An 18066-nucleotide genomic window follows, 5' to 3' on the forward strand; every position below is an offset into this window, starting at 1 on the left:
TTGTTGACATTCTGATAAGATGTAACTATAATGATTACAACAGAGGTGAGAAAACATGAAAATCAGCAGCAGATTTACTGTCGCTGTCCATATTCTGGCCTTGCTATCACTTGAAAAAGGATCATTACAGACGTCGGAGGATATTGCAGGAAGTGTAAATACTAATCCAGTGGTCATTCGCCGTATTATGAGTAAATTAAAAAAAGCAGGCTTAATTTCAACAAGTCTTGGCAAAGGTGGTTCTCAGTTGAACCGCAGTGAAGACGAAATGACACTGCTTGATGTGTATAAAGCGGTAGAAGTGGTAGATGAGGGAGAATTATTTCAATTCCACGAAAGCCCAAATCCTGACTGCCCTATCGGTGCAAACATTCAAGCGGTTCTAGAAATCATTTTGTGCCGTGCCCAAAATGCGATGGAGCAAGTGCTTGCTGAGATCAAATTAAGTGAACTGACGCAGGTTTTAATAAAAAAAATTGGATGACGTATTCAATTTTTTTTACCTCTGTTGTAACCATCTTTGTTACACTTTTTTTGTTGGAAAAGGAAATATACCCATACTTTAGGAGGTAAGAAAAATGAAAATTGGTATCATTGGCGCAACAGGTAAAGCAGGACAAGAAATCTTAAAAGAAGCTAAATCAAGAGGGCATGAAGTAACAGCTATCGTTCGTAATGCCCAAAAGGTGACAGATGGATCTGTACCGGTTTTAGAGAAAGATATATTCAACCTGCAGGTGGAAGATGTCAAAGGTTTTGATGTCATCGTAAATGCGTTTGGTGCGCCTGCTGGACAAGAGCATTTGCACGTGGAAGCTGGAAAAAAATTAATCGACTTACTGAAGAATGCACCGGAAACGCGTTTGATCGTTGTGGGCGGGGCAGGCAGTCTATTTGTAGACGAAGCCAAAACAACTAGACTTGTTGACACACCAGAGTTTCCAAAAGAATACTTCGCAACTGCTTCACAGCAAGGAGAAAATCTAAAAGATCTGCAAAAGACTGAAGGATTAAAATGGACATTCCTTAGTCCGGCTGCATTCTTTGACGCAGAAGGTAAACGCACTGGTGCCTATGTAAAAGGAAAAGATCACCTCATTGTGAATTCAAAAGGTGACAGCTATGTCAGTTATGCAGATTATGCGATTGCGCTTGTCGATGAAATTGAACAAGCGGAACATATTGGAGAACGTTTCACCGTTGTATCTGAAGCAGAATAAGAATATATAAACCCCCGCTTCGTTGAATCGGGGGTTTATGCTTGAATGATAATCGCTTGGCTCCCCATCTGCTTCCAAGAAGCCTCGAACTGATCACGATCGACTTGCTGGTTTTTTTGTCCATAAGGATTGTTGAGATAGATGTGTTCGTCATCGTAACCTGTGATGACAACGCTATGCATGCTAAAGCTTACATCTATTTTTCCATTAGGTGTGTTCCATGTTTCCATGTTGTCTGTTTCTTGAAATGTTGATGTCGTAATGACCCATACAGGGTAGCCTTTTTCAAGTGGTTGATAAATGGCCTTTTTCACTGACTTTCCAGTTAAGTCGACAACTTGACGACCTGCATATTTTTTGGCAAGTTGATAAATTGGTTCGTGGTAAACGCCAAGGCCTGGTCCGTTTTCCATATCGCCAACAAACCCTTCATGAGGGTCTCCTTTTAATCCATTCTCATAATTAAGTGGGACGCGCTCTATCTCATTAGCTAATCTGTTTTTTGTCACTTGTTCATAACCGCTGTAATGAAGAAGCATAGCTAAGCTAGTGACCTCGCACCCGTTATAAAGCTGTGGATCATCCATTTGATTGTAGAGGATGACATCCATGGCTTTTTTACTTCCTTTTAATGATTTGTGTAATGAATTCTTTTTTTTCGTTGACGATGTTTCGTCTGCCGACAGTGCTGTATCGTTTTTTTTGCCTACCTCACTTGGCGAAGCTGTTTTCTTTACTTGGTCCGTTTGTGAAAAGTAAATAAACCCTAAATAAACAAGACATGCGCACAACAAAGTTAAGGTAAATGTCTGGATGAACTTCACTGTAATCTCCTGTGTTATTCGATTTTTTATGTATTATAGCATGTTCCTCCAAAGAACACGTATAAAAGTAACAGGTGTCATTTGAATGTAATATTTAAACGAAATATGAATGAAAATGGGGAGAAATAAAAATGATTGATTTAATTGCTTTATTTTGTTAGCATATTATCATATTAGCGAACTAAAGGATTCGGAATTTTTTGTTTTAGTGTGCTGGAGGTGCCAAAGTACATGTTTATGTTTGAAAAACCATATGGTATGCGGGATTCATTGCCAGGGTTGTATGAAACTAAGAAAAAAGTGAGACGTTCATTAACAGAGGTGATGAATGGTTGGGGTTATCGTTTTATGGAGACGCCAACACTTGAGTTTTACGATACAGTCGGTGTTCAATCGGCGATTACAGATACACAGCTATTTAAACTTCTTGATCAAAACGGTCATACACTTGTGCTTAGACCTGATATGACAGGTCCGATTGCGAGAGTTGCCGCTTCAAAGCTTCATGAGCAGGCGTATCCGCTTCGAGTTGGTTATGCAGCAAATGTGTTCCGTGCGCAGGAAAGAGAAGGCGGAAGGCCGTCTGAGTTTGAACAGGTCGGGATTGAATTAATTGGTGACGCTTCGATTAGTGCAGACGCCGAGGTAATTGCCCTTGTCGTTTTTGCTTTAAAAAATACAGGGCTTCATTCCTTTAAAATTGCCATCGGTCATGTCGCTTTAGCGGAGGCTTTATTTATAGAAGTGCTAGGAAATACGGAAAGAGCGAATGTACTGCGCCGTTTCTTATATGAAAAAAATTATGTAGGATACAGGCAGCATGTGAAACAATTACCACTATCATCTATCGACAAAACGAGATTATTACAGCTCTTGGATTTGCGTGGTGGCAAGGAAGTCACAGAAAAGGCAGAGGAGATCGTTGTCTCTAATGAGGGAAAAGAAGTACTCACTGAATTAAAGTCGCTTTGGGAGACACTTGAAGATTATGGCTGTACCGAATATATCCGTTTGGATTTAAGCATGGTGAGTCATATGAGTTACTATACTGGAATTTTGTTTGAAGTATTTGCAGATAATGTTGGTTCAGTCATAGGAAGTGGTGGAAGATATGATCAATTGCTTGCTCGTTTTCATGCACCAGCGCCAGCTACAGGTTTTGGTCTTCGGTTAGACCGCCTTCTTGAAGCACTAGATGCAAAAGAAATCAATGAACCCCAGGAGGCTGTGATATTTAGTAAAGAACAAAGACTTGAAGCCTTTGCATTTGCTGAAAAAGAACGAACAAATGGCAAGAAAATTGTCCTGCAAGATTTAGCAGGTATTGAAAATATTGATGAGATGACCAAGTCGTTTGAGCGAGTGACTTATTTTATTGGGGCTAGAAAGGAAGAGCAAAATGGGTAAAGTGTTGACGATGGCAATGCCAAAGGGCCGAATATTTGAAGAAGCAGCAGGGTTGTTAAGGCAGGCAGGCTATCAACTGCCCGAGGAATTTGAAGATTCGAGAAAATTGATTATTGATGTACCGGAAGAAAACCTTCGCTTTATTTTAGCCAAACCAATGGATGTCACCACGTATGTAGAGCACGGTGTAGCGGATGTCGGCATTGCAGGGAAGGATGTCATGCTTGAGGAAGCCCGTGATGTATATGAGGTACTTGATTTAAACATTAGCAAATGCCATTTAGCCGTTGCTGGATTGCCAGGAGCTGAATGGGGAAGTGTTGCACCCCGTGTGGCAACAAAATATCCAAATGTAGCCTCTTCTTATTTCAGAGAACAGGGTGAGCAAGTGGAGATCATTAAGCTAAACGGCTCTATTGAACTGGCACCGCTCATCGGTCTCGCCGATCGTATTGTGGACATTGTGTCCACTGGTCAAACGTTAAAAGAAAACGGACTTGTGGAAACCGAGCATATTTGTGAGATTACGTCTCGTTTGATTGTCAATCCCGTTAGTTACCGTATGAAGGATGCTGTAATCGATGAAATGGCCCAGCGCCTTGCAATAATTATTGAAGGAGAGAAATCATGATGAACATGACTTATATACAAGAACATGAGAAAAATACTCTCTCACTCAAGCGTTCTTTAGATACTGGAACAGAAGAACAACGTCTGGCTGTTCAGCACATTATTCAAGAAGTCAGAGCAAACGGGGACGAGGCCGTTCGTTCTTTTACAAAACAATTTGATGGCATTGCCCTTGATAGCCCGCTTGTCACTGCGGATGAAATAGCAGAGGCTTATGAACGCATAGACCGAGCGGTGATACAGATGATCCAAACAGCCATTTGCAATATTCAAACATACCATGAGCGCCAACTGTCTTCTTCTTGGTTTTACCACCAGCAGGATGGGACGATGCTTGGTCAAAAGGTGACGCCGCTTGATGCTGTCGGTGTCTATGTACCGGGTGGAACGGCTGCTTATCCATCTTCCGTGTTAATGAATGTCATTCCTGCACTTGTGGCGGGTGTTGAACGAATTGTACTTGTCACACCACCAGGGAAAGATGGCCGTCTTTCTGATGCGGTGCTTGTTGCAACGCAGGAGCTGGGGGTTTCAGAAGTATATAAAATGGGCGGTGCTCAGGCGATTGCGGCACTTGCATATGGAACTGAAAACATTCAGCCTGTCGATAAAATTACTGGTCCAGGTAACATTTATGTGGCACTTGCGAAGCGGGAAGTATTTGGACAAGTCGATATTGATATGATTGCCGGTCCAAGTGAAATTGCTGTCCTAGCAGATGAAACGGCACTTGCTCATGAAGTGGCAGCCGATTTACTTTCGCAAGCGGAGCATGATGCGTTAGCATCCAGTATCCTTGTCACACCATCTGTGACACTTGCTCAGAAAGTGCAGGCTGAGGTTCAATCACAGCTAGATACTTTGCCAAGGAAGTCTATCGCAGCACAATCCATTCAAAATCATGGTCATATTTACGTGACGGCTTCTTTGGACAGTGCGGTAGAAGTGGTCAATCAATTAGCGCCAGAACATTTAGAGGTGCTGACGGCGTACCCAGAAAAGCTTCTTAGCCAAATAAAACATGCAGGAGCGATTTTTTTAGGTCGCTATAGCCCCGAGCCGGTTGGTGATTATTTTGCTGGTCCGAATCATGTACTGCCAACAAATGGAACAGCCAGATTCTCTAGTCCGCTTGGCGTCACAGATTTTCAAAAGAAAACGAGCATTATTTCATATAGCCAGAAAGCTTTTGAGACACATAGTAAAAGCATTGCCGCTTTTGCAAGATTAGAAGGGCTTGAGGCTCATGCAAGGTCGATTGAAGCGAGAAAGCGGGAGGAATCAAAATGAGACAGGCACAAACAGCTAGAAAAACAAATGAAACAAACATTTCGTTAGCGCTAGATATTGATGGAGAGGGAAAAGCTGATATTCAAACGGATGTTCCTTTTCTGACGCACATGCTTGATTTATTTACAAAACATGGCCACTTTAATTTAACAGTGGATGCCAAGGGAGATACAGAAGTAGACGATCACCACACAACGGAAGACATCGGCATTGTGCTTGGACAAATGTTTAAGGAAGCACTTGGTGATAAAAAAGGAATCAAACGCTACGGGTCTAGCTTTGTTCCAATGGATGAAACCCTTGCGCAAGTGGTTGTTGATTTAAGTAATCGCCCTCATTTGGAAATGAGAGCTTCGTTTCCAAGTCAAAAAGTTGGTACCTTTGATACGGAGCTTGTTCATGAGTTTCTTTGGAAATTTGCGCTTGAAGCTCGAATCAACCTTCATGTGATTGTCCATTATGGTACCAATACACACCACATCATTGAGGCAATTTTTAAAGCGATGGCACGTGCTCTTGATGAGGCAACAACGATTGATCCACGTGTGAAAGGGATTCCTTCAACAAAGGGGATGCTTTAATGATTGGCGTCATTGACTATGGTATGGGAAATTTGTTTAGCGTATCAAAAGCACTCGAACGAGCAGGCGCACCTTATATCGTGTCGTCCGAAGTTGAAGAATTAGAAAAGGCAGATGCTTATATTTTGCCTGGTGTTGGTTCATTTCGAGATGCGATGCAACTATTGAAGCAGACAGGGCTTGAGTCATTTATCCACCAAGTCGTTCAGGAAGGAAAACTGTTATTCGGTATTTGTCTTGGCATGCAGCTTCTGTTTGAAGAAAGTGAAGAGGCAGGAATGACGAAAGGATTAGGTCTGTTAAAAGGACGTGTCATTCTGCTGAAAGATCGTGATCAGAACGGACAAAGGTTAAAGGTTCCTCATATGGGATGGAATCAGCTTACGTTTCATCAACCATCCCCGTTGTTTGATGGTGTTCCGGAAGGTTATGCCTACTTTGTTCACTCCTATTATGTCAGTGAAATGAATCCGGATGAGCAATTGGCAAGTGCCACATATGGTGTGCAAGTTCCAGCTATTGTTGGAAAGGGAAATGTGTTTGGTGCGCAGTTCCACCCTGAAAAAAGCAGTACGACTGGCATGGCATTGTTAAAACAGTTTATTCAATTAGTAAATGAACAGAGGGTGAATTAATGAGTGAATTTATCTTATATCCAGCGATTGATATGAGAAACGGGAAATGTGTACGGCTCGTTCAGGGAGACTATGATCAAGAAACCATTTATGGAGATTCACCCCTAGAAATGGCTACACTTTTTGTGAATGAAGGAGCTAAGTGGATTCACCTAGTTGATCTAGATGGTGCAAAAGCGGGTAAACGAGTCAATCACGATCATGTGCTTGCGATTGCTTCCTCCTTAGATGTGCACGTGCAAATCGGCGGCGGCATACGGACTGAAGAAGATGTCGATTTTTATTTAAGCAACGGTGTATCTAGAGTCATCCTTGGCAGTTCAGCCGTATCCAATCCTGTTTTTGTGAAAAAAATGCTCGCCAAATATGGGGAGAAAATAGCAATCGGTATTGATGCACGAGATGGCTTTGTATCAACAGAAGGATGGCTTGAAACCTCAGAGGTCAAGGCAGAAGAACTAGGCAAAGAGCTGGCAAAAGAAGGGGCAGAAGTATTTATTTTTACCGATATTCAAATGGACGGTATGCTATCAGGTCCCAATGTAGAAAGTACTGTTCGATTAGCAGAAGCCACTGGCAAACAAGTGATCGCCTCTGGTGGTGTCAGTGCTGTAGCTGATCTCAAACAGCTTTCGAAGCAAAGCCGTTTAGGTGTTTCAGGGGCCATTATTGGCAAGGCGCTTTACACTAAGCAATTTACTTTAGCAGAAGCATTTGAAGGGCTGAGCAGCATATGATGACAAAACGAATCATTCCATGCCTCGATGTGAAGGAAGGACGAGTCGTCAAGGGCATTCAATTCCTTGGCTTAAAAGATGCTGGAGATCCGGTAGAATTGGCGCAAATTTATGATAAGGAAGGCGCAGATGAACTAGTCTTTCTCGATATATCAGCCTCTCATGAAGGCAGGAAAACGATGATTGATGTCGTCAAACAAGTAGCGTCTACACTCGCCATCCCATTTACTGTTGGCGGCGGTATTAACCACCTTGATGATATGAAGCGTATATTGAGAGCTGGTGCGGATAAGGTGTCTTTGAACACTGCTGCTGTTTTAAGACCAGAGTTGATTTCAGAGGGAGCAGACTTTTTTGGCTCACAATGCATCGTTGTGGCCATTGATGCCAAATATGATGAAGAGACAGAAGCCTATGTGGTGTATACGCACGGAGGACGACGGAAAACGGATATGGAAGTAAGCGAATGGGCGAAAAAAGCAGTTTTAAGAGGTGCAGGTGAAATTTTACTGACAAGTATGGATGCGGATGGTGAGAAAAAAGGATTTGACCACCGTCTGACAAAACTTGTTTCTGAAGCCGTGACAGTTCCAGTGATTGCGTCAGGTGGTGCTGGCAATGCGGAGCATATGCTTGAGGCATTTACAAAAGGAGAAGCTGATGCAGCACTGGCAGCCTCTATTTTCCACTACAAAGAAACATCGATTCAAGAGGTCAAGGCATACTTGAGAGAACATGGGGTGAAGGTGAGATGAAGAAGGCAAACGATTTAACATTTAACGAGTCAGGCTTGATTCCTGCAATTGTACAGGATGCACAAAGTAAGGAAGTGTTGACGCTTGCTTATATGAATCATGAATCCTATGAAAAAACACTGGAAACAGGAGAGACATGGTTCTTTAGCCGTTCGAGAAACGAGCTGTGGCACAAAGGAGAGACGTCCGGACACACCCAAAAGGTGAAATCCATTCGTTATGACTGTGACAAGGACGCCCTGCTTTTGCTGGTCGAACCAAGCGGTCCAGCGTGCCATACAGGCAGTTACAGTTGCTTCTCGGATGAAGGCGTGAAGCCTCAAAGTCAAGGAAAAGACCGTTTTGCTATTTTAAATGAACTTGAACAGGTCATTGCCACGCGTCAGGCAGAGATGCCGGAAGGTGCGTATACAACATATTTATTTGAAAAAGGCGTAGATAAGATTTTGAAAAAAGTCGGAGAAGAAGCTTCAGAGGTGATCATTGCAGCGAAGAATCGTGACCAGGAAGAACTTAAATGGGAAACAGCCGATCTCCTTTATCACCTTCTTGTTTTATTACGTGAACAGCAATTACCGCTTGATGATGTATTAAAAGTACTGACAAAGCGTCATCAAGGGAAATGAGAGCCAAGGACTTGCCTGGCTTTTTGATTGTCAAAAGAAAACAACCCCCTCTTTTCTTTTGTTCTATGTGACTGCCGGTGAAGTATGTTATACTACACTCGGTACACTGTTCGAATGGAGGGTATCGGTGAGTAAATACACTTCTCAAAATCATCACACACAAGTTGTCCAGCTATTTCAAGATGGGCATTACTTTTTTCATAAAGGTCTAAAAGCATATAAAGAAAGAAATTTGCCAAGGGCAAGTAAGCTAATTCAACGTGCGATTGTACTTGAGCCCGAAAACGTGGAGATGCTATCACAACTTGCCATGATTTATACTGAAATGGGTCATTATCAACAATCAAATGAACTGCTAGATTTCATTCTTGAACACGTTGATGAAAACATGACAGCGTGTCATTACTTTAAAGCAAATAATTATGCGAATCTCGGTTTGTTTCAAGAGGCGCATAAGTCAGCAACAGCATATGCGGCTATGGAAGAGGATGGAGAATTTTCGGATGAAAATGATGAGCTGCTCGATTTGCTAGATATGAGTGGCGAAGAGGATGAAGATTTTCCTTATGATCAGGATGACCTGATTATGAAGCAAGATCATGCCAACCATTTGTTAGAAAGCGGCAGGCTTGAAGAAGCCATTGAAATGCTAGAGCAGATGATTGTCGAATTCCCAGAATTTTGGTCAGCGTATAATAATCTTGCATTGGCCTATTTTTATTCTGGACAAATTCATCAAGCGAAAGACATGTTGAACCGGGTACTTCATGGTAACCCTGGTAATTTGCATGCCCTTTGCAATCAGCTTGTCTTCTATCATTATGAAAAAGAAGAAGAAAAGGTAAAGATGCTGTCCAAGCAATTAACGCACGTGTATCCAATATTAAGTGAACAGCGTTATAAACTTGGTGCAACATTTGCCTTGGTGGGAGAATTCGAATGGGCCTTTAAATGGCTCTACTCTTTGTATAAAACAGGATTCCAAGGAGATAGTACGTTCTTGTATTGGCTCGCAAATGCTGCTTACCATACTGGGCACCAAACATTGGCACAAACGGTTTGGGATAAGATGGTGGAAGAAGATATTGATGCAGATGAAATTAAGCCGTGGCAGGATAAAACAGAGGAATTCGAGCCAATGGTTTCTATCGAGGAACGATTGACTGCGTACTATGTCAGCAAACAAAAAGGCGAACTTGACGTTCTACAATCTATGCTTGATGCCCGCGCAGTAAAAACAGTCTTTGAACAGCAATTCATTGAACTGCTTCTACACGAAGATCAAATGGAAAAACATTCCTTTTCAGAAGATGCAGTCTTTGCAAAACAGGCGGCAACGGCTTTAGAAAAGGCAGTGCAGCCTGACAGTTATATGCCATATTTTTGGTTATTCCACATTATTCAGCAGGCGCGCGCTTCTGGCACGTACAAGAGAAATGCTCCTGCATGGGCAGCAGCTTCTTATTATCTATGGATGAACGAACAAGAGGAAACAAATGTCACCAAAAAAGAAGTGGCCGCCTCTTTTCAGATCAGCGTCCAAACGCTGTCCAAGTATGAGAGCATTATTTATACTTTAATAGACTAAATAGGTAGACAGATATATATATCAGAAGCATGACCGACAAGGTCATGCTTTTTTTCTTGGATAAAAAGGTGGGATTTGCAAGGATTTGGCGAAGTATGACAAACACGACATGTATTTGAAACATAAATGTAATAAAAATATTAGCTCATTTTGTCGATGTGTCATGTATAATGAATCTCGTGGATTAAAAACAAAGACTTATATTTAGGTATTTTACTATACATAATTGAACACCTAGTGATAGAAACAATCTGGTCAACATCTTGCTGAAATTCAGAAAGAAAGACATAGTGAGCACAGATTGGTCGCAGAGAATTTGCTGCTTTGTTATGTCGCTTGGGAAATTGTCAAAGGAGGAACTATTCGTGAAAAAGTTTATTACATTCGGTGTAGCTTCGGTAATCGGAGCGAGCAGTTTATTCATTCCATTTACTCATGAAGCACATGCACAAAACTTTGAACAAAAGAAGCAAGAATTAGACAGTAAACAAGCAAAGGTAAACAAGGACCTTCAAAAGAAAAAGGACGAGCTTTCTAAACTTGAAGCAAAACAAGAGGCGCTTGAATTAAAGCTGAAAGAAATTGATGAGAAGGCTTTAAAGACAAGTGATCTCATCGAAGAAAAGCAAGCTGAAAACGAAAAAACGAAAAAAGAAATCAAAGCGCTAAAAAAAGAAATTGCTGATACAGAAAAGCGTATTGAAGAAAGAAACGAATTCCTGAAAAAGCGTGTACGTGCTCTTCAGGAAAGCGGCGGATCTACTAAATACATAGATGTATTATTAGGTGCAAAAAGTTTCAGTGATTTCATTAGCCGTGCAGGTGCAGTATCTACACTTATCAACGCTGACGGTGAAATCATTAAAGAACAAGAAAAAGACAAAGCTGAACTTCAAAAGTCTGAAAACGAATTAAACACGAAGCTAGAAGATGTTCAAAATACACTGGCAAAGCTTGAAGCACTTCAGTCTGACTTGACGAAACAGCTTGATGAGAAAGACAAACTATTCAAGCAAGTGAAAAAACAAAAAGGTCATGCATCATCTGAAATCAGCGAGCTTAGCAGTCAGTTTAACAGCATTGCATCTGAGAAAGACGCAACAATTGCTGCACAAAAACAAGCTGAAAAAGAAGCTGCTCAAAAAGCAAGAGAAGAAAAAATTCAAAGACAGCAGCGTCAAGCAAGTGTTCAAACGGAAGACAACAGCTCAACGAATGGTAGTAGTCCGTCTTCTTCAAATAACAGCAGTTCACCAAGTGAAAAGCCATCTTCTGGCGGTGGATCACCCGTTAGCAATAACGTAGGCGGAATTGAAGGTGCGATTAGCACAGGTTCTACAATTATTGGTCAGTCGCCATATAAATGGGGCGGCGGCAGATCACAGGCCGATATTGACGCACGTCGTTTTGACTGTTCTTCATTCGTCCGCTGGGCATTCGCATCAGCAGGGATCAACCTTGGACCAATTGGGGGAACAACAACAGATACGCTTGTAGGTAAAGGAAGAGCTGTAAGTGCATCTGACATGAAACGTGGAGATCTTGTGTTCTTTGATACGTATAAAGTAAATGGACACGTCGGCATTTACTTAGGAAACGGTACATTCTTAAACGATAACAGCTCTCACGGTGTTTCAATTGATTCGATGAGTAACCCTTATTGGAAGAGATATTTCAATGGTGTTGTCAGAAGAGTCGTTGAATAAACCACTACTCGTTATATAACCGCAATCAGGCTTCCTTAAACAGCAGTTTAAGGAAGCTTTTTCTTTTTTTGAAGATATGAGCAAATGATTCGCTAATGACTCGCATATTTTATAGGATATGGGTAAGGAACAAATACTAAGTGTAGAAATGATGCACCCGTTTATGAATGGAAGCATCACCCAAGGGCATTCTAATAGAAAATGCTAGTAGCAATTGAAGAGGGAGTGACAGTTGTGTCAGAAGAAAAAATTTACGATACCATCATCATTGGAGCGGGTCCTGCCGGAATGACAGCCGCTGTTTATACATCACGTGGAAATCTTTCAACACTGATGATTGAAAGAGGGATTCCAGGCGGTCAAATGGCAAATACGGAAGATGTCGAGAACTATCCTGGCTTTGAAAGCATTTTAGGGCCAGAACTTTCAAATAAAATGTTTGAGCATGCGAAGAAATTCGGTGCAGAATATGCTTATGGCGATATTAAAGAAATAGTAGACGGTGAAGAATACAAAATTGTCAAAACTGGTTCAAAAGAGTACAAAGGACGTTCAGTCATCATTGCAGCAGGTGCTGAATACAAAAAAATCGGTGTACCTGGTGAAAAAGAACTTGGCGGTCGTGGTGTATCTTACTGTGCAGTATGTGACGGCGCATTCTTTAAAAATAAAGAGCTTGTTGTCGTTGGCGGCGGTGACTCTGCTGTGGAAGAGGGTGTCTACCTGACTCGCTTTGCTTCAAAGGTAACGATTGTCCATAGACGTGACAAACTTCGTGCCCAAAGCATCTTACAAGCACGTGCCTTTGATAATGAGAAGATCGACTTCAAGTGGAACAAAACCGTTAAACAAATCAATGAAGAAAATGGGAAAGTCGGCAGCGTGACATTAATTGATACAGTGACGGGTGAAGAAGAAGATTTCAAAACGGACGGAGTCTTTATCTATATCGGTATGTTGCCGCTATCTAAACCATTTGAGAATCTTGGTATTACGAATGAAGAAGGTTACATTGAAACAAACGAAAGAATGGAAACAAGAGTAGAAGGCATTTTCGCAGCTGGCGACATTCGTGAAAAAACACTTCGCCAAATTGTCACAGCAACGGGTGATGGAAGTATTGCAGCACAGAGTGCGCAGCATTACGTGGAAGAGCTTTCAGAGAAGCTTAAAGCCATGAAATAAGCAGGGTGTCGTAAACCCTTAATATAGCGTCATGGGCTTTTAACTGGAATGTAACACGTGTGAAATAATTATTCGTTATCATGAAATTAGTAATTGACCCCCTTTTATAAGGAATACATGTTTGACACGGATGTGAATCCGTGTCCTTTTTTTTGCATAAAACAAGAAATTCACGAGATGTTCACAAATGACGCATGGAGAATCGCTAGATGTTGTAAAATAAAGAGTAAAGAAACATAGCACCACATTCTTCATACGAAAATCTGTCTGTTTTCAGTGAAGACTGGGCATGTTCATTGTGGGAGTTAAGATGAAACTGTATAATAATAAAAAGACATAAAAGAGTAGGTGACAACTGGTGCAACGAGTAACCAATTGTGTGCTGCATCACGAAGATCAAGTTCTCTTGCTACAAAAACCAAGACGGGGCTGGTGGGTAGCTCCAGGTGGTAAAATGGAAAGCGGAGAATCGGTCAAGGATTCAGTCATTCGAGAATATAGAGAAGAAACAGGCATTTACATTTTAAATCCACAGCTAAAAGGTGTATTCACCTTTATTATGAAAGAAGGCGACCACATCGTACAGGAATGGATGATGTTTAGCTTTATGGCAGATTCCTTTACCGGAAAAAACGTGTCAGAGTCGGAGGAAGGCATTATAAAATGGCATGATGTGAAGGACGTGCCTCACCTACCAATGGCCCCTGGTGATCGTCATATTCTTGACTTCATGCTAAAGGGAAAAGGACTTCTCCATGGCACATTTACGTACACCCCAGATTTTGAGCTGATTGCTTATCGGTTAGATCCTCAAGGAGACTAATAAATGAACCGTTTTCATAAAGAAGGAGAGGGAGCAGGCATGAATACGCACACACAGGATGATATTCAGCTTGTAATTATTACAGGAATGTCAGGTGCGGGGAAAACCGTCGCCATTCAAAGCTTTGAAGACCTAGGATATTTCTGTGTGGATAACTTACCGCCATCACTTTTGCCTAAGTTCCTAGAGTTAATGAAAGAATCAAGTTCGAAAATGAGCAAGGTTGCACTTGTGATGGACTTACGGGGACGAGAATTTTTTGATAGCTTAATTGCAGCTTTAGATAAAATGGGTGATATCGGATGGATTACACCCCGTATTTTGTTTTTAGATGCAAACGATAAGGTGCTTGTCTCAAGATACAAAGAAACGAGACGTTCACATCCACTTGCAACAACAGGTCTTCCGCTTGAGGGAATTTCCATTGAGCGTGAGCTGTTAGAAGAGCTGAAAGGGCGCTCTCAGATGATTTTTGATACATCAGATCTGAAACCAAAGCAGCTTCGAGAAAAAATTGTGACGCACTTTGCGACCAATCAAGGGCAAGTGTTTACAGTGAATGTGATGTCATTTGGCTTTAAATACGGTCTGCCGATTGATGCAGATCTTGTATTTGATGTGAGATTCTTACCGAACCCTTACTATATCGAGAGTATGCGTCCTCAGACTGGAAACGATGAAGAAGTGCGTTCCTATGTGATGAAGTGGAATGAAACACAGAAGTTTCTAGAGAAATTAATTGATCTTCTCAGTTTTATGCTTCCATCCTATAAGCGAGAAGGGAAAAGCCAGCTTGTCATTGCGATCGGCTGTACTGGAGGCCAGCATCGTTCAGTCACTTTGGCCAACTACTTAGCCGAGTATTTTAAAAATGATTACTATACACATGTTACTCACCGGGACATTGAAAAGAGAAGTAGAAAATAGATGACTACATTTCCAAAGGTCGTCATTCTTGGTGGAGGCACTGGCTTATCTGTTTTACTCAGAGGGTTAAAAACAAAGCCGGTGGACATTACCGCCATCGTAACGGTTGCTGATGATGGAGGAAGCTCAGGTAGACTGCGTCATGATTTGAATATTCCGCCTCCAGGGGATATTCGAAATGTACTTGCCGCACTATCTGATGTGGAACCCCTTGTGGAAGATTTATTTCAGCACCGGTTTAACAAAGGGAATGACTTAACAGGCCATTCTCTCGGCAATCTCATTCTTGCGGCAATGACAAATATAACCGGTGATTTTTTTCATGCTGTCACAGAAATGAGTAAGGTCTTAAATGTAAGAGGTAAAGTATTGCCGGCAGCTAATTCAAGTGTTGTTCTTCATGCTGAATTAGAAAGCGGAAAAGTGGTGACAGGGGAATCGAAAATCCCAACCTATGGTGAAAGGATTAAACGCGTATTCCTCACACCAGATACAATTGAGCCGCTCCCGGAATCCATCCAAGTCATTCGCGAGGCCGATTTGATTGTCATTGGACCGGGTAGCTTGTATACGAGTATTTTGCCAAACTTGCTTGTACCGCACATTGGAGAAGAAGTCATTCACTCAAAGGCGAAAAAAGTATATATATGTAACGTCATGACGCAGCCAGGGGAAACGCTTTCCTATAGTGCATCTGATCATGTGCAAGCACTAAATGATCATATGGAGCAACCTTTTATTGATACAATATTTGTTAACAATAAAGAAATTCCAGATGAGATCAAAGCAAGATACGCCGAAGAGCAGGCACAGCCTGTGCAGTTCGACATAGATGCACTGAAAGCAATGGGACTGGAAGTCATCCCTGGAGAAATCATTACATATGACCAGAATGTGATCCGTCACGACACGCTGAAGGTTGCCTCGCTATTAGTCGAGCTATTGCATCAGAAAAAATAGGAATGGGGGTGGCAAGGATGTCATTTGCATCCGAAACAAAAAAAGAGCTGACTAATTTGGACGTGAAGGACTGCTGCTCAAAAGCGGAGCTTTCTGCCCTCATCCGTATGAACGGTTCATTATCTTTCTCTAATCGAAAACTGATTTTAGATATACAGACAGAGAATGCGGCCATCGCAAGACGTATTTATACCCTTTTAAAAAAGAAATATGATGTGACAGTCGAGCTACTTGTCCGTAAAAAAATGAGATTAAAAAAGAATAATGTGTATATTGTCAGACTGGTAGAACGAGCGAAGTCCATTTTAGAGGATCTGAAAATATTAGGGGAACATTTTGTATTTGAGCGCAATATTTCAGAAGAACTTGTGAAAAAAAGATGCTGCAAACGCTCTTATATGAGAGGTGCTTTTTTAGCTGGCGGTTCTGTGAATAATCCGGAAACGTCTTCTTATCACCTTGAAATATTTTCACTGTATAAAGAACATAACGATGCCCTTTGCGCACTAATGAATCAATTCCATCTTAACAGCAAAACACTTGAGCGGAAAAAAGGCTACATTACCTATATGAAAGAAGCCGAAAAAATTACGGAATTCTTAAGTGTAGTTGGGGCCCATAACTCATTGCTTCGCTTTGAAGATGTGCGAATCGTCCGTGATATGAGAAATTCTGTTAATCGACTTGTTAATTGTGAAACAGCAAACTTGAATAAAACCATCGGTGCATCGCTGCGTCAAGTAGAAAACATACAATACATTGATGAAAAAATAGGACTCGATGCACTGCCAGATAAGCTACGAGAAATTGCTAAACTACGAATCGACTACCAAGAAGTCACGTTGAAGGAGCTTGGAGAAATGGTTGAGAGTGGCAAGATTAGCAAATCAGGCATTAACCACCGCCTGAGAAAGTTAGATCAAATTGCAGAACAACTTCGAAATGGACAAGCCGTTACATTGAAATAGGAAAGCAAAAGAAGGAGGCAGATCAAATGGTGGAAAAAACGATCACAATCAATTTGAAAACAGGTTTACAGGCACGTCCGGCTGCTTTGTTCGTTCAAGAAGCCAATCGCTTTGGCGCTGATATTTTCCTTGAGAAAGATGGGAAAAAGGTCAATGCGAAAAGCATTATGGGTCTCATGAGCCTTGCGATCAGCTCTGGGGTTACCGTCACACTTATAGCAGACGGGGCTGATGAACAGGAAGCCATTGATGCTCTAACGGAATTTATCAATCGAGAAAACTGAGTCTCTTCAAAAGGCTCAGTTTTTTAGGAGGGAATGCTTATGATCAAATCAGCTTTCTTAAAGAAAGTTGGACATGAAGGTCATTCGATCTCCTTTGACAATCTGCCCTCATTATTAAGAAAGATGGCGTATACCTTTCCATTCGAGAATAGATCGGTGCTTAACAAACAATCTTATGCTTTGGATCAGCATGGACTGAAAGTGCATCTCCTTGAAGGGAACAGAGGAGGGCTTTGCTATGACCTCAATCCTTTATTATATTATGTGTTAAAAGAGGCGGGCTTATTTGTTCAGTTGATACAAGGAACAGTGTATAACAAAGAAGCTGCTACTTGGGTGATTGATGGAACACATGTGGCCATTGTTTTAACACATGAGAGCGAGCGTTTCCTCATGGATGCAGGTTTCGGTGCGAACTTACCTCTTCGTCCTGTGCCCTTTACAGGAGAATGGGTAGAGACACCTTCCCTTCGTTTTCGAGTCAAAGAAGAAGAAACAGCCAAAGGTACACACTTGCTTCAATTAGACAGGGGATCAGGCGCTGAAACTGGCTATGCATTTACACTGAAAGAAATGAATGAGCAAACATTGTATAAAATAAGACATGAGATCTATGAGAACGAAGCCTCCCCTTTTAACAAAAGACCGCTTGCCTCAAAGCTAACGAAGACAGGACGTATTGTGGTCACAGAGGATCATGTCATCATCCATGAAAATGGAGATGTGTCAAAAAAGTCGCTTCCACAATCTTTTGAGAACTACGTACAAACACTTATCCCGCCAACATCATAAAAAGACACCCTACAAATGAAGCGATCTCCCAAAATTTAGATGCGGGTTCTGATTAGACAGCTTTTCAGGCACGAGTTCGGTATTGGACCGGACTCGTGCCTTTTCGTTTAGCCTTATTGTTTTTGCTT

20 protein-coding genes are annotated in these 18066 nt (G+C 41.6%); 19 read left to right on the forward strand and 1 reads right to left on the reverse strand.

Going from position 1 to position 18066, the window contains the following annotated elements:
• Window positions 1-55: 55 nt before the first annotated feature.
• Both ACIQCE_RS07320 and ACIQCE_RS07325 read left to right on the forward strand, forming a co-directional pair.
• Window positions 56-484 carry an Rrf2 family transcriptional regulator gene (locus ACIQCE_RS07320; RefSeq protein ID WP_353854490.1) on the forward strand — a complete coding sequence of 143 codons (429 nt, stop codon included), beginning with the start codon at window positions 56-58 and terminating at the stop codon, window positions 482-484.
• Window positions 485-578: 94 nt separating this feature from the next.
• Window positions 579-1220: an NAD(P)-dependent oxidoreductase gene (locus ACIQCE_RS07325; RefSeq protein ID WP_353854491.1), complete on the forward strand. Its 642-nt coding sequence runs from the start codon at window positions 579-581 to the stop codon at window positions 1218-1220.
• Window positions 1221-1255: 35 nt separating this feature from the next.
• Here ACIQCE_RS07325 and ACIQCE_RS07330 read toward each other — a convergent pair whose 3' ends face one another.
• The gene (locus ACIQCE_RS07330; protein ID WP_400494215.1) at window positions 1256-2044 is read right to left on the reverse strand and encodes a C39 family peptidase; all 789 of its coding nucleotides are present in this window, start codon (window positions 2042-2044) and stop codon (window positions 1256-1258) included.
• A 231-nt stretch (window positions 2045-2275) separates the two neighbouring features.
• Here ACIQCE_RS07330 and ACIQCE_RS07335 point away from each other — a divergent pair, with 231 nt between their 5' ends.
• The 17 genes from ACIQCE_RS07335 to ACIQCE_RS07415 all read left to right on the forward strand — a co-directional run bounded on the left by ACIQCE_RS07335 (window position 2276) and on the right by ACIQCE_RS07415 (window position 17938).
• Window positions 2276-3451: an ATP phosphoribosyltransferase regulatory subunit gene (locus ACIQCE_RS07335; RefSeq protein WP_400494216.1), complete on the forward strand. Its 1176-nt coding sequence runs from the start codon at window positions 2276-2278 to the stop codon at window positions 3449-3451.
• The gene (gene hisG, locus ACIQCE_RS07340) at window positions 3444-4082 is read left to right on the forward strand and encodes an ATP phosphoribosyltransferase (RefSeq protein WP_353854494.1); all 639 of its coding nucleotides are present in this window, start codon (window positions 3444-3446) and stop codon (window positions 4080-4082) included. Before ACIQCE_RS07335 ends, hisG begins: the two co-directional genes overlap by 8 nt.
• 5 nt (window positions 4083-4087) lie before the next feature.
• Window positions 4088-5371: a histidinol dehydrogenase gene (gene hisD / locus ACIQCE_RS07345; RefSeq protein WP_400494484.1), complete on the forward strand. Its 1284-nt coding sequence runs from the start codon at window positions 4088-4090 to the stop codon at window positions 5369-5371.
• Window positions 5368-5952 (forward strand): imidazoleglycerol-phosphate dehydratase HisB, encoded by a 585-nt coding sequence (gene hisB, locus ACIQCE_RS07350; protein ID WP_400494218.1) that lies wholly within the window; start codon window positions 5368-5370, stop codon window positions 5950-5952. The genes hisD and hisB overlap by 4 nt, the downstream gene beginning before the upstream one ends.
• Window positions 5952-6587, forward strand: coding sequence for an imidazole glycerol phosphate synthase subunit HisH (hisH, locus tag ACIQCE_RS07355; RefSeq protein WP_400494219.1), 636 nt, complete (start codon window positions 5952-5954; stop codon window positions 6585-6587). The genes hisB and hisH overlap by 1 nt, the downstream gene beginning before the upstream one ends.
• Window positions 6587-7324: a 1-(5-phosphoribosyl)-5-[(5-phosphoribosylamino)methylideneamino]imidazole-4-carboxamide isomerase gene (gene hisA / locus ACIQCE_RS07360; protein WP_400494220.1), complete on the forward strand. Its 738-nt coding sequence runs from the start codon at window positions 6587-6589 to the stop codon at window positions 7322-7324. The genes hisH and hisA overlap by 1 nt, the downstream gene beginning before the upstream one ends.
• Entirely contained in the window at window positions 7321-8079 is a 759-nt protein-coding gene (gene hisF, locus ACIQCE_RS07365) for an imidazole glycerol phosphate synthase subunit HisF (protein WP_400494221.1), read from the forward strand. Before hisA ends, hisF begins: the two co-directional genes overlap by 4 nt.
• Window positions 8076-8705, forward strand: a complete 630-nt coding sequence (gene hisIE / locus ACIQCE_RS07370) for a bifunctional phosphoribosyl-AMP cyclohydrolase/phosphoribosyl-ATP diphosphatase HisIE (RefSeq protein WP_400494222.1) — start codon at window positions 8076-8078, stop codon at window positions 8703-8705. The genes hisF and hisIE overlap by 4 nt, the downstream gene beginning before the upstream one ends.
• A 127-nt stretch (window positions 8706-8832) precedes the next feature.
• Window positions 8833-10293, forward strand: a complete 1461-nt coding sequence (locus ACIQCE_RS07375) for a tetratricopeptide repeat protein (protein WP_400494223.1) — start codon at window positions 8833-8835, stop codon at window positions 10291-10293.
• Window positions 10294-10658: 365 nt separating this feature from the next.
• Window positions 10659-11999, forward strand: a complete 1341-nt coding sequence (locus ACIQCE_RS07380; RefSeq protein WP_400494224.1) for a coiled-coil domain-containing protein — start codon at window positions 10659-10661, stop codon at window positions 11997-11999.
• Window positions 12000-12233: 234 nt separating this feature from the next.
• Window positions 12234-13184, forward strand: a complete 951-nt coding sequence (gene trxB, locus ACIQCE_RS07385; protein WP_400494225.1) for a thioredoxin-disulfide reductase — start codon at window positions 12234-12236, stop codon at window positions 13182-13184.
• Window positions 13185-13542: 358 nt separating this feature from the next.
• A complete protein-coding gene (locus ACIQCE_RS07390) occupies window positions 13543-14007 on the forward strand; it encodes an 8-oxo-dGTP diphosphatase (protein ID WP_400494226.1) in 465 nt (154 codons plus the stop codon).
• A gap of 39 nt (window positions 14008-14046) precedes the next feature.
• On the forward strand, window positions 14047-14934 hold the full coding sequence (gene rapZ, locus ACIQCE_RS07395) for an RNase adapter RapZ (protein WP_353856676.1): 888 nt from the start codon (window positions 14047-14049) through the stop codon (window positions 14932-14934).
• Window positions 14935-15894 carry a gluconeogenesis factor YvcK family protein gene (locus ACIQCE_RS07400; protein ID WP_400494227.1) on the forward strand — a complete coding sequence of 320 codons (960 nt, stop codon included), beginning with the start codon at window positions 14935-14937 and terminating at the stop codon, window positions 15892-15894. It begins immediately after the preceding gene.
• Between the two features lie 17 nt (window positions 15895-15911).
• Window positions 15912-16862: a DNA-binding protein WhiA gene (gene whiA / locus ACIQCE_RS07405; protein WP_400494228.1), complete on the forward strand. Its 951-nt coding sequence runs from the start codon at window positions 15912-15914 to the stop codon at window positions 16860-16862.
• A gap of 26 nt (window positions 16863-16888) precedes the next feature.
• Window positions 16889-17146, forward strand: coding sequence for an HPr family phosphocarrier protein (locus ACIQCE_RS07410; RefSeq protein ID WP_400494229.1), 258 nt, complete (start codon window positions 16889-16891; stop codon window positions 17144-17146).
• 39 nt (window positions 17147-17185) lie between these two features.
• A complete protein-coding gene (locus ACIQCE_RS07415) occupies window positions 17186-17938 on the forward strand; it encodes an arylamine N-acetyltransferase family protein (protein WP_400494230.1) in 753 nt (250 codons plus the stop codon).
• Window positions 17939-18066: the final 128 nt, after the last annotated feature.

It is taken from the genome of Bacillus sp. NPDC093026 (assembly GCF_044754665.1).
Taxonomy (GTDB): domain Bacteria; phylum Bacillota; class Bacilli; order Bacillales; family Bacillaceae; genus Bacillus; species Bacillus maqinnsis.

Coding starts and splice junctions, on each gene's coding strand:
- ACIQCE_RS07320 (WP_353854490.1), top strand. CDS start 56: ATGAAAATCAGCAGCAGATTTACTGTCGCTGTCCATATTCTGGCCTTG.
- ACIQCE_RS07325 (WP_353854491.1), top strand. CDS start 579: ATGAAAATTGGTATCATTGGCGCAACAGGTAAAGCAGGACAAGAAATC.
- ACIQCE_RS07335 (WP_400494216.1), top strand. CDS start 2,276: ATGTTTATGTTTGAAAAACCATATGGTATGCGGGATTCATTGCCAGGG.
- hisG (WP_353854494.1), top strand. CDS start 3,444: ATGGGTAAAGTGTTGACGATGGCAATGCCAAAGGGCCGAATATTTGAA.
- hisD (WP_400494484.1), top strand. CDS start 4,088: ATGACTTATATACAAGAACATGAGAAAAATACTCTCTCACTCAAGCGT.
- hisB (WP_400494218.1), top strand. CDS start 5,368: ATGAGACAGGCACAAACAGCTAGAAAAACAAATGAAACAAACATTTCG.
- hisH (WP_400494219.1), top strand. CDS start 5,952: ATGATTGGCGTCATTGACTATGGTATGGGAAATTTGTTTAGCGTATCA.
- hisA (WP_400494220.1), top strand. CDS start 6,587: ATGAGTGAATTTATCTTATATCCAGCGATTGATATGAGAAACGGGAAA.
- hisF (WP_400494221.1), top strand. CDS start 7,321: ATGATGACAAAACGAATCATTCCATGCCTCGATGTGAAGGAAGGACGA.
- hisIE (WP_400494222.1), top strand. CDS start 8,076: ATGAAGAAGGCAAACGATTTAACATTTAACGAGTCAGGCTTGATTCCT.
- rapZ (WP_353856676.1), top strand. CDS start 14,047: ATGAATACGCACACACAGGATGATATTCAGCTTGTAATTATTACAGGA.
- ACIQCE_RS07400 (WP_400494227.1), top strand. CDS start 14,935: ATGACTACATTTCCAAAGGTCGTCATTCTTGGTGGAGGCACTGGCTTA.
- whiA (WP_400494228.1), top strand. CDS start 15,912: ATGTCATTTGCATCCGAAACAAAAAAAGAGCTGACTAATTTGGACGTG.
- ACIQCE_RS07410 (WP_400494229.1), top strand. CDS start 16,889: ATGGTGGAAAAAACGATCACAATCAATTTGAAAACAGGTTTACAGGCA.
- ACIQCE_RS07415 (WP_400494230.1), top strand. CDS start 17,186: ATGATCAAATCAGCTTTCTTAAAGAAAGTTGGACATGAAGGTCATTCG.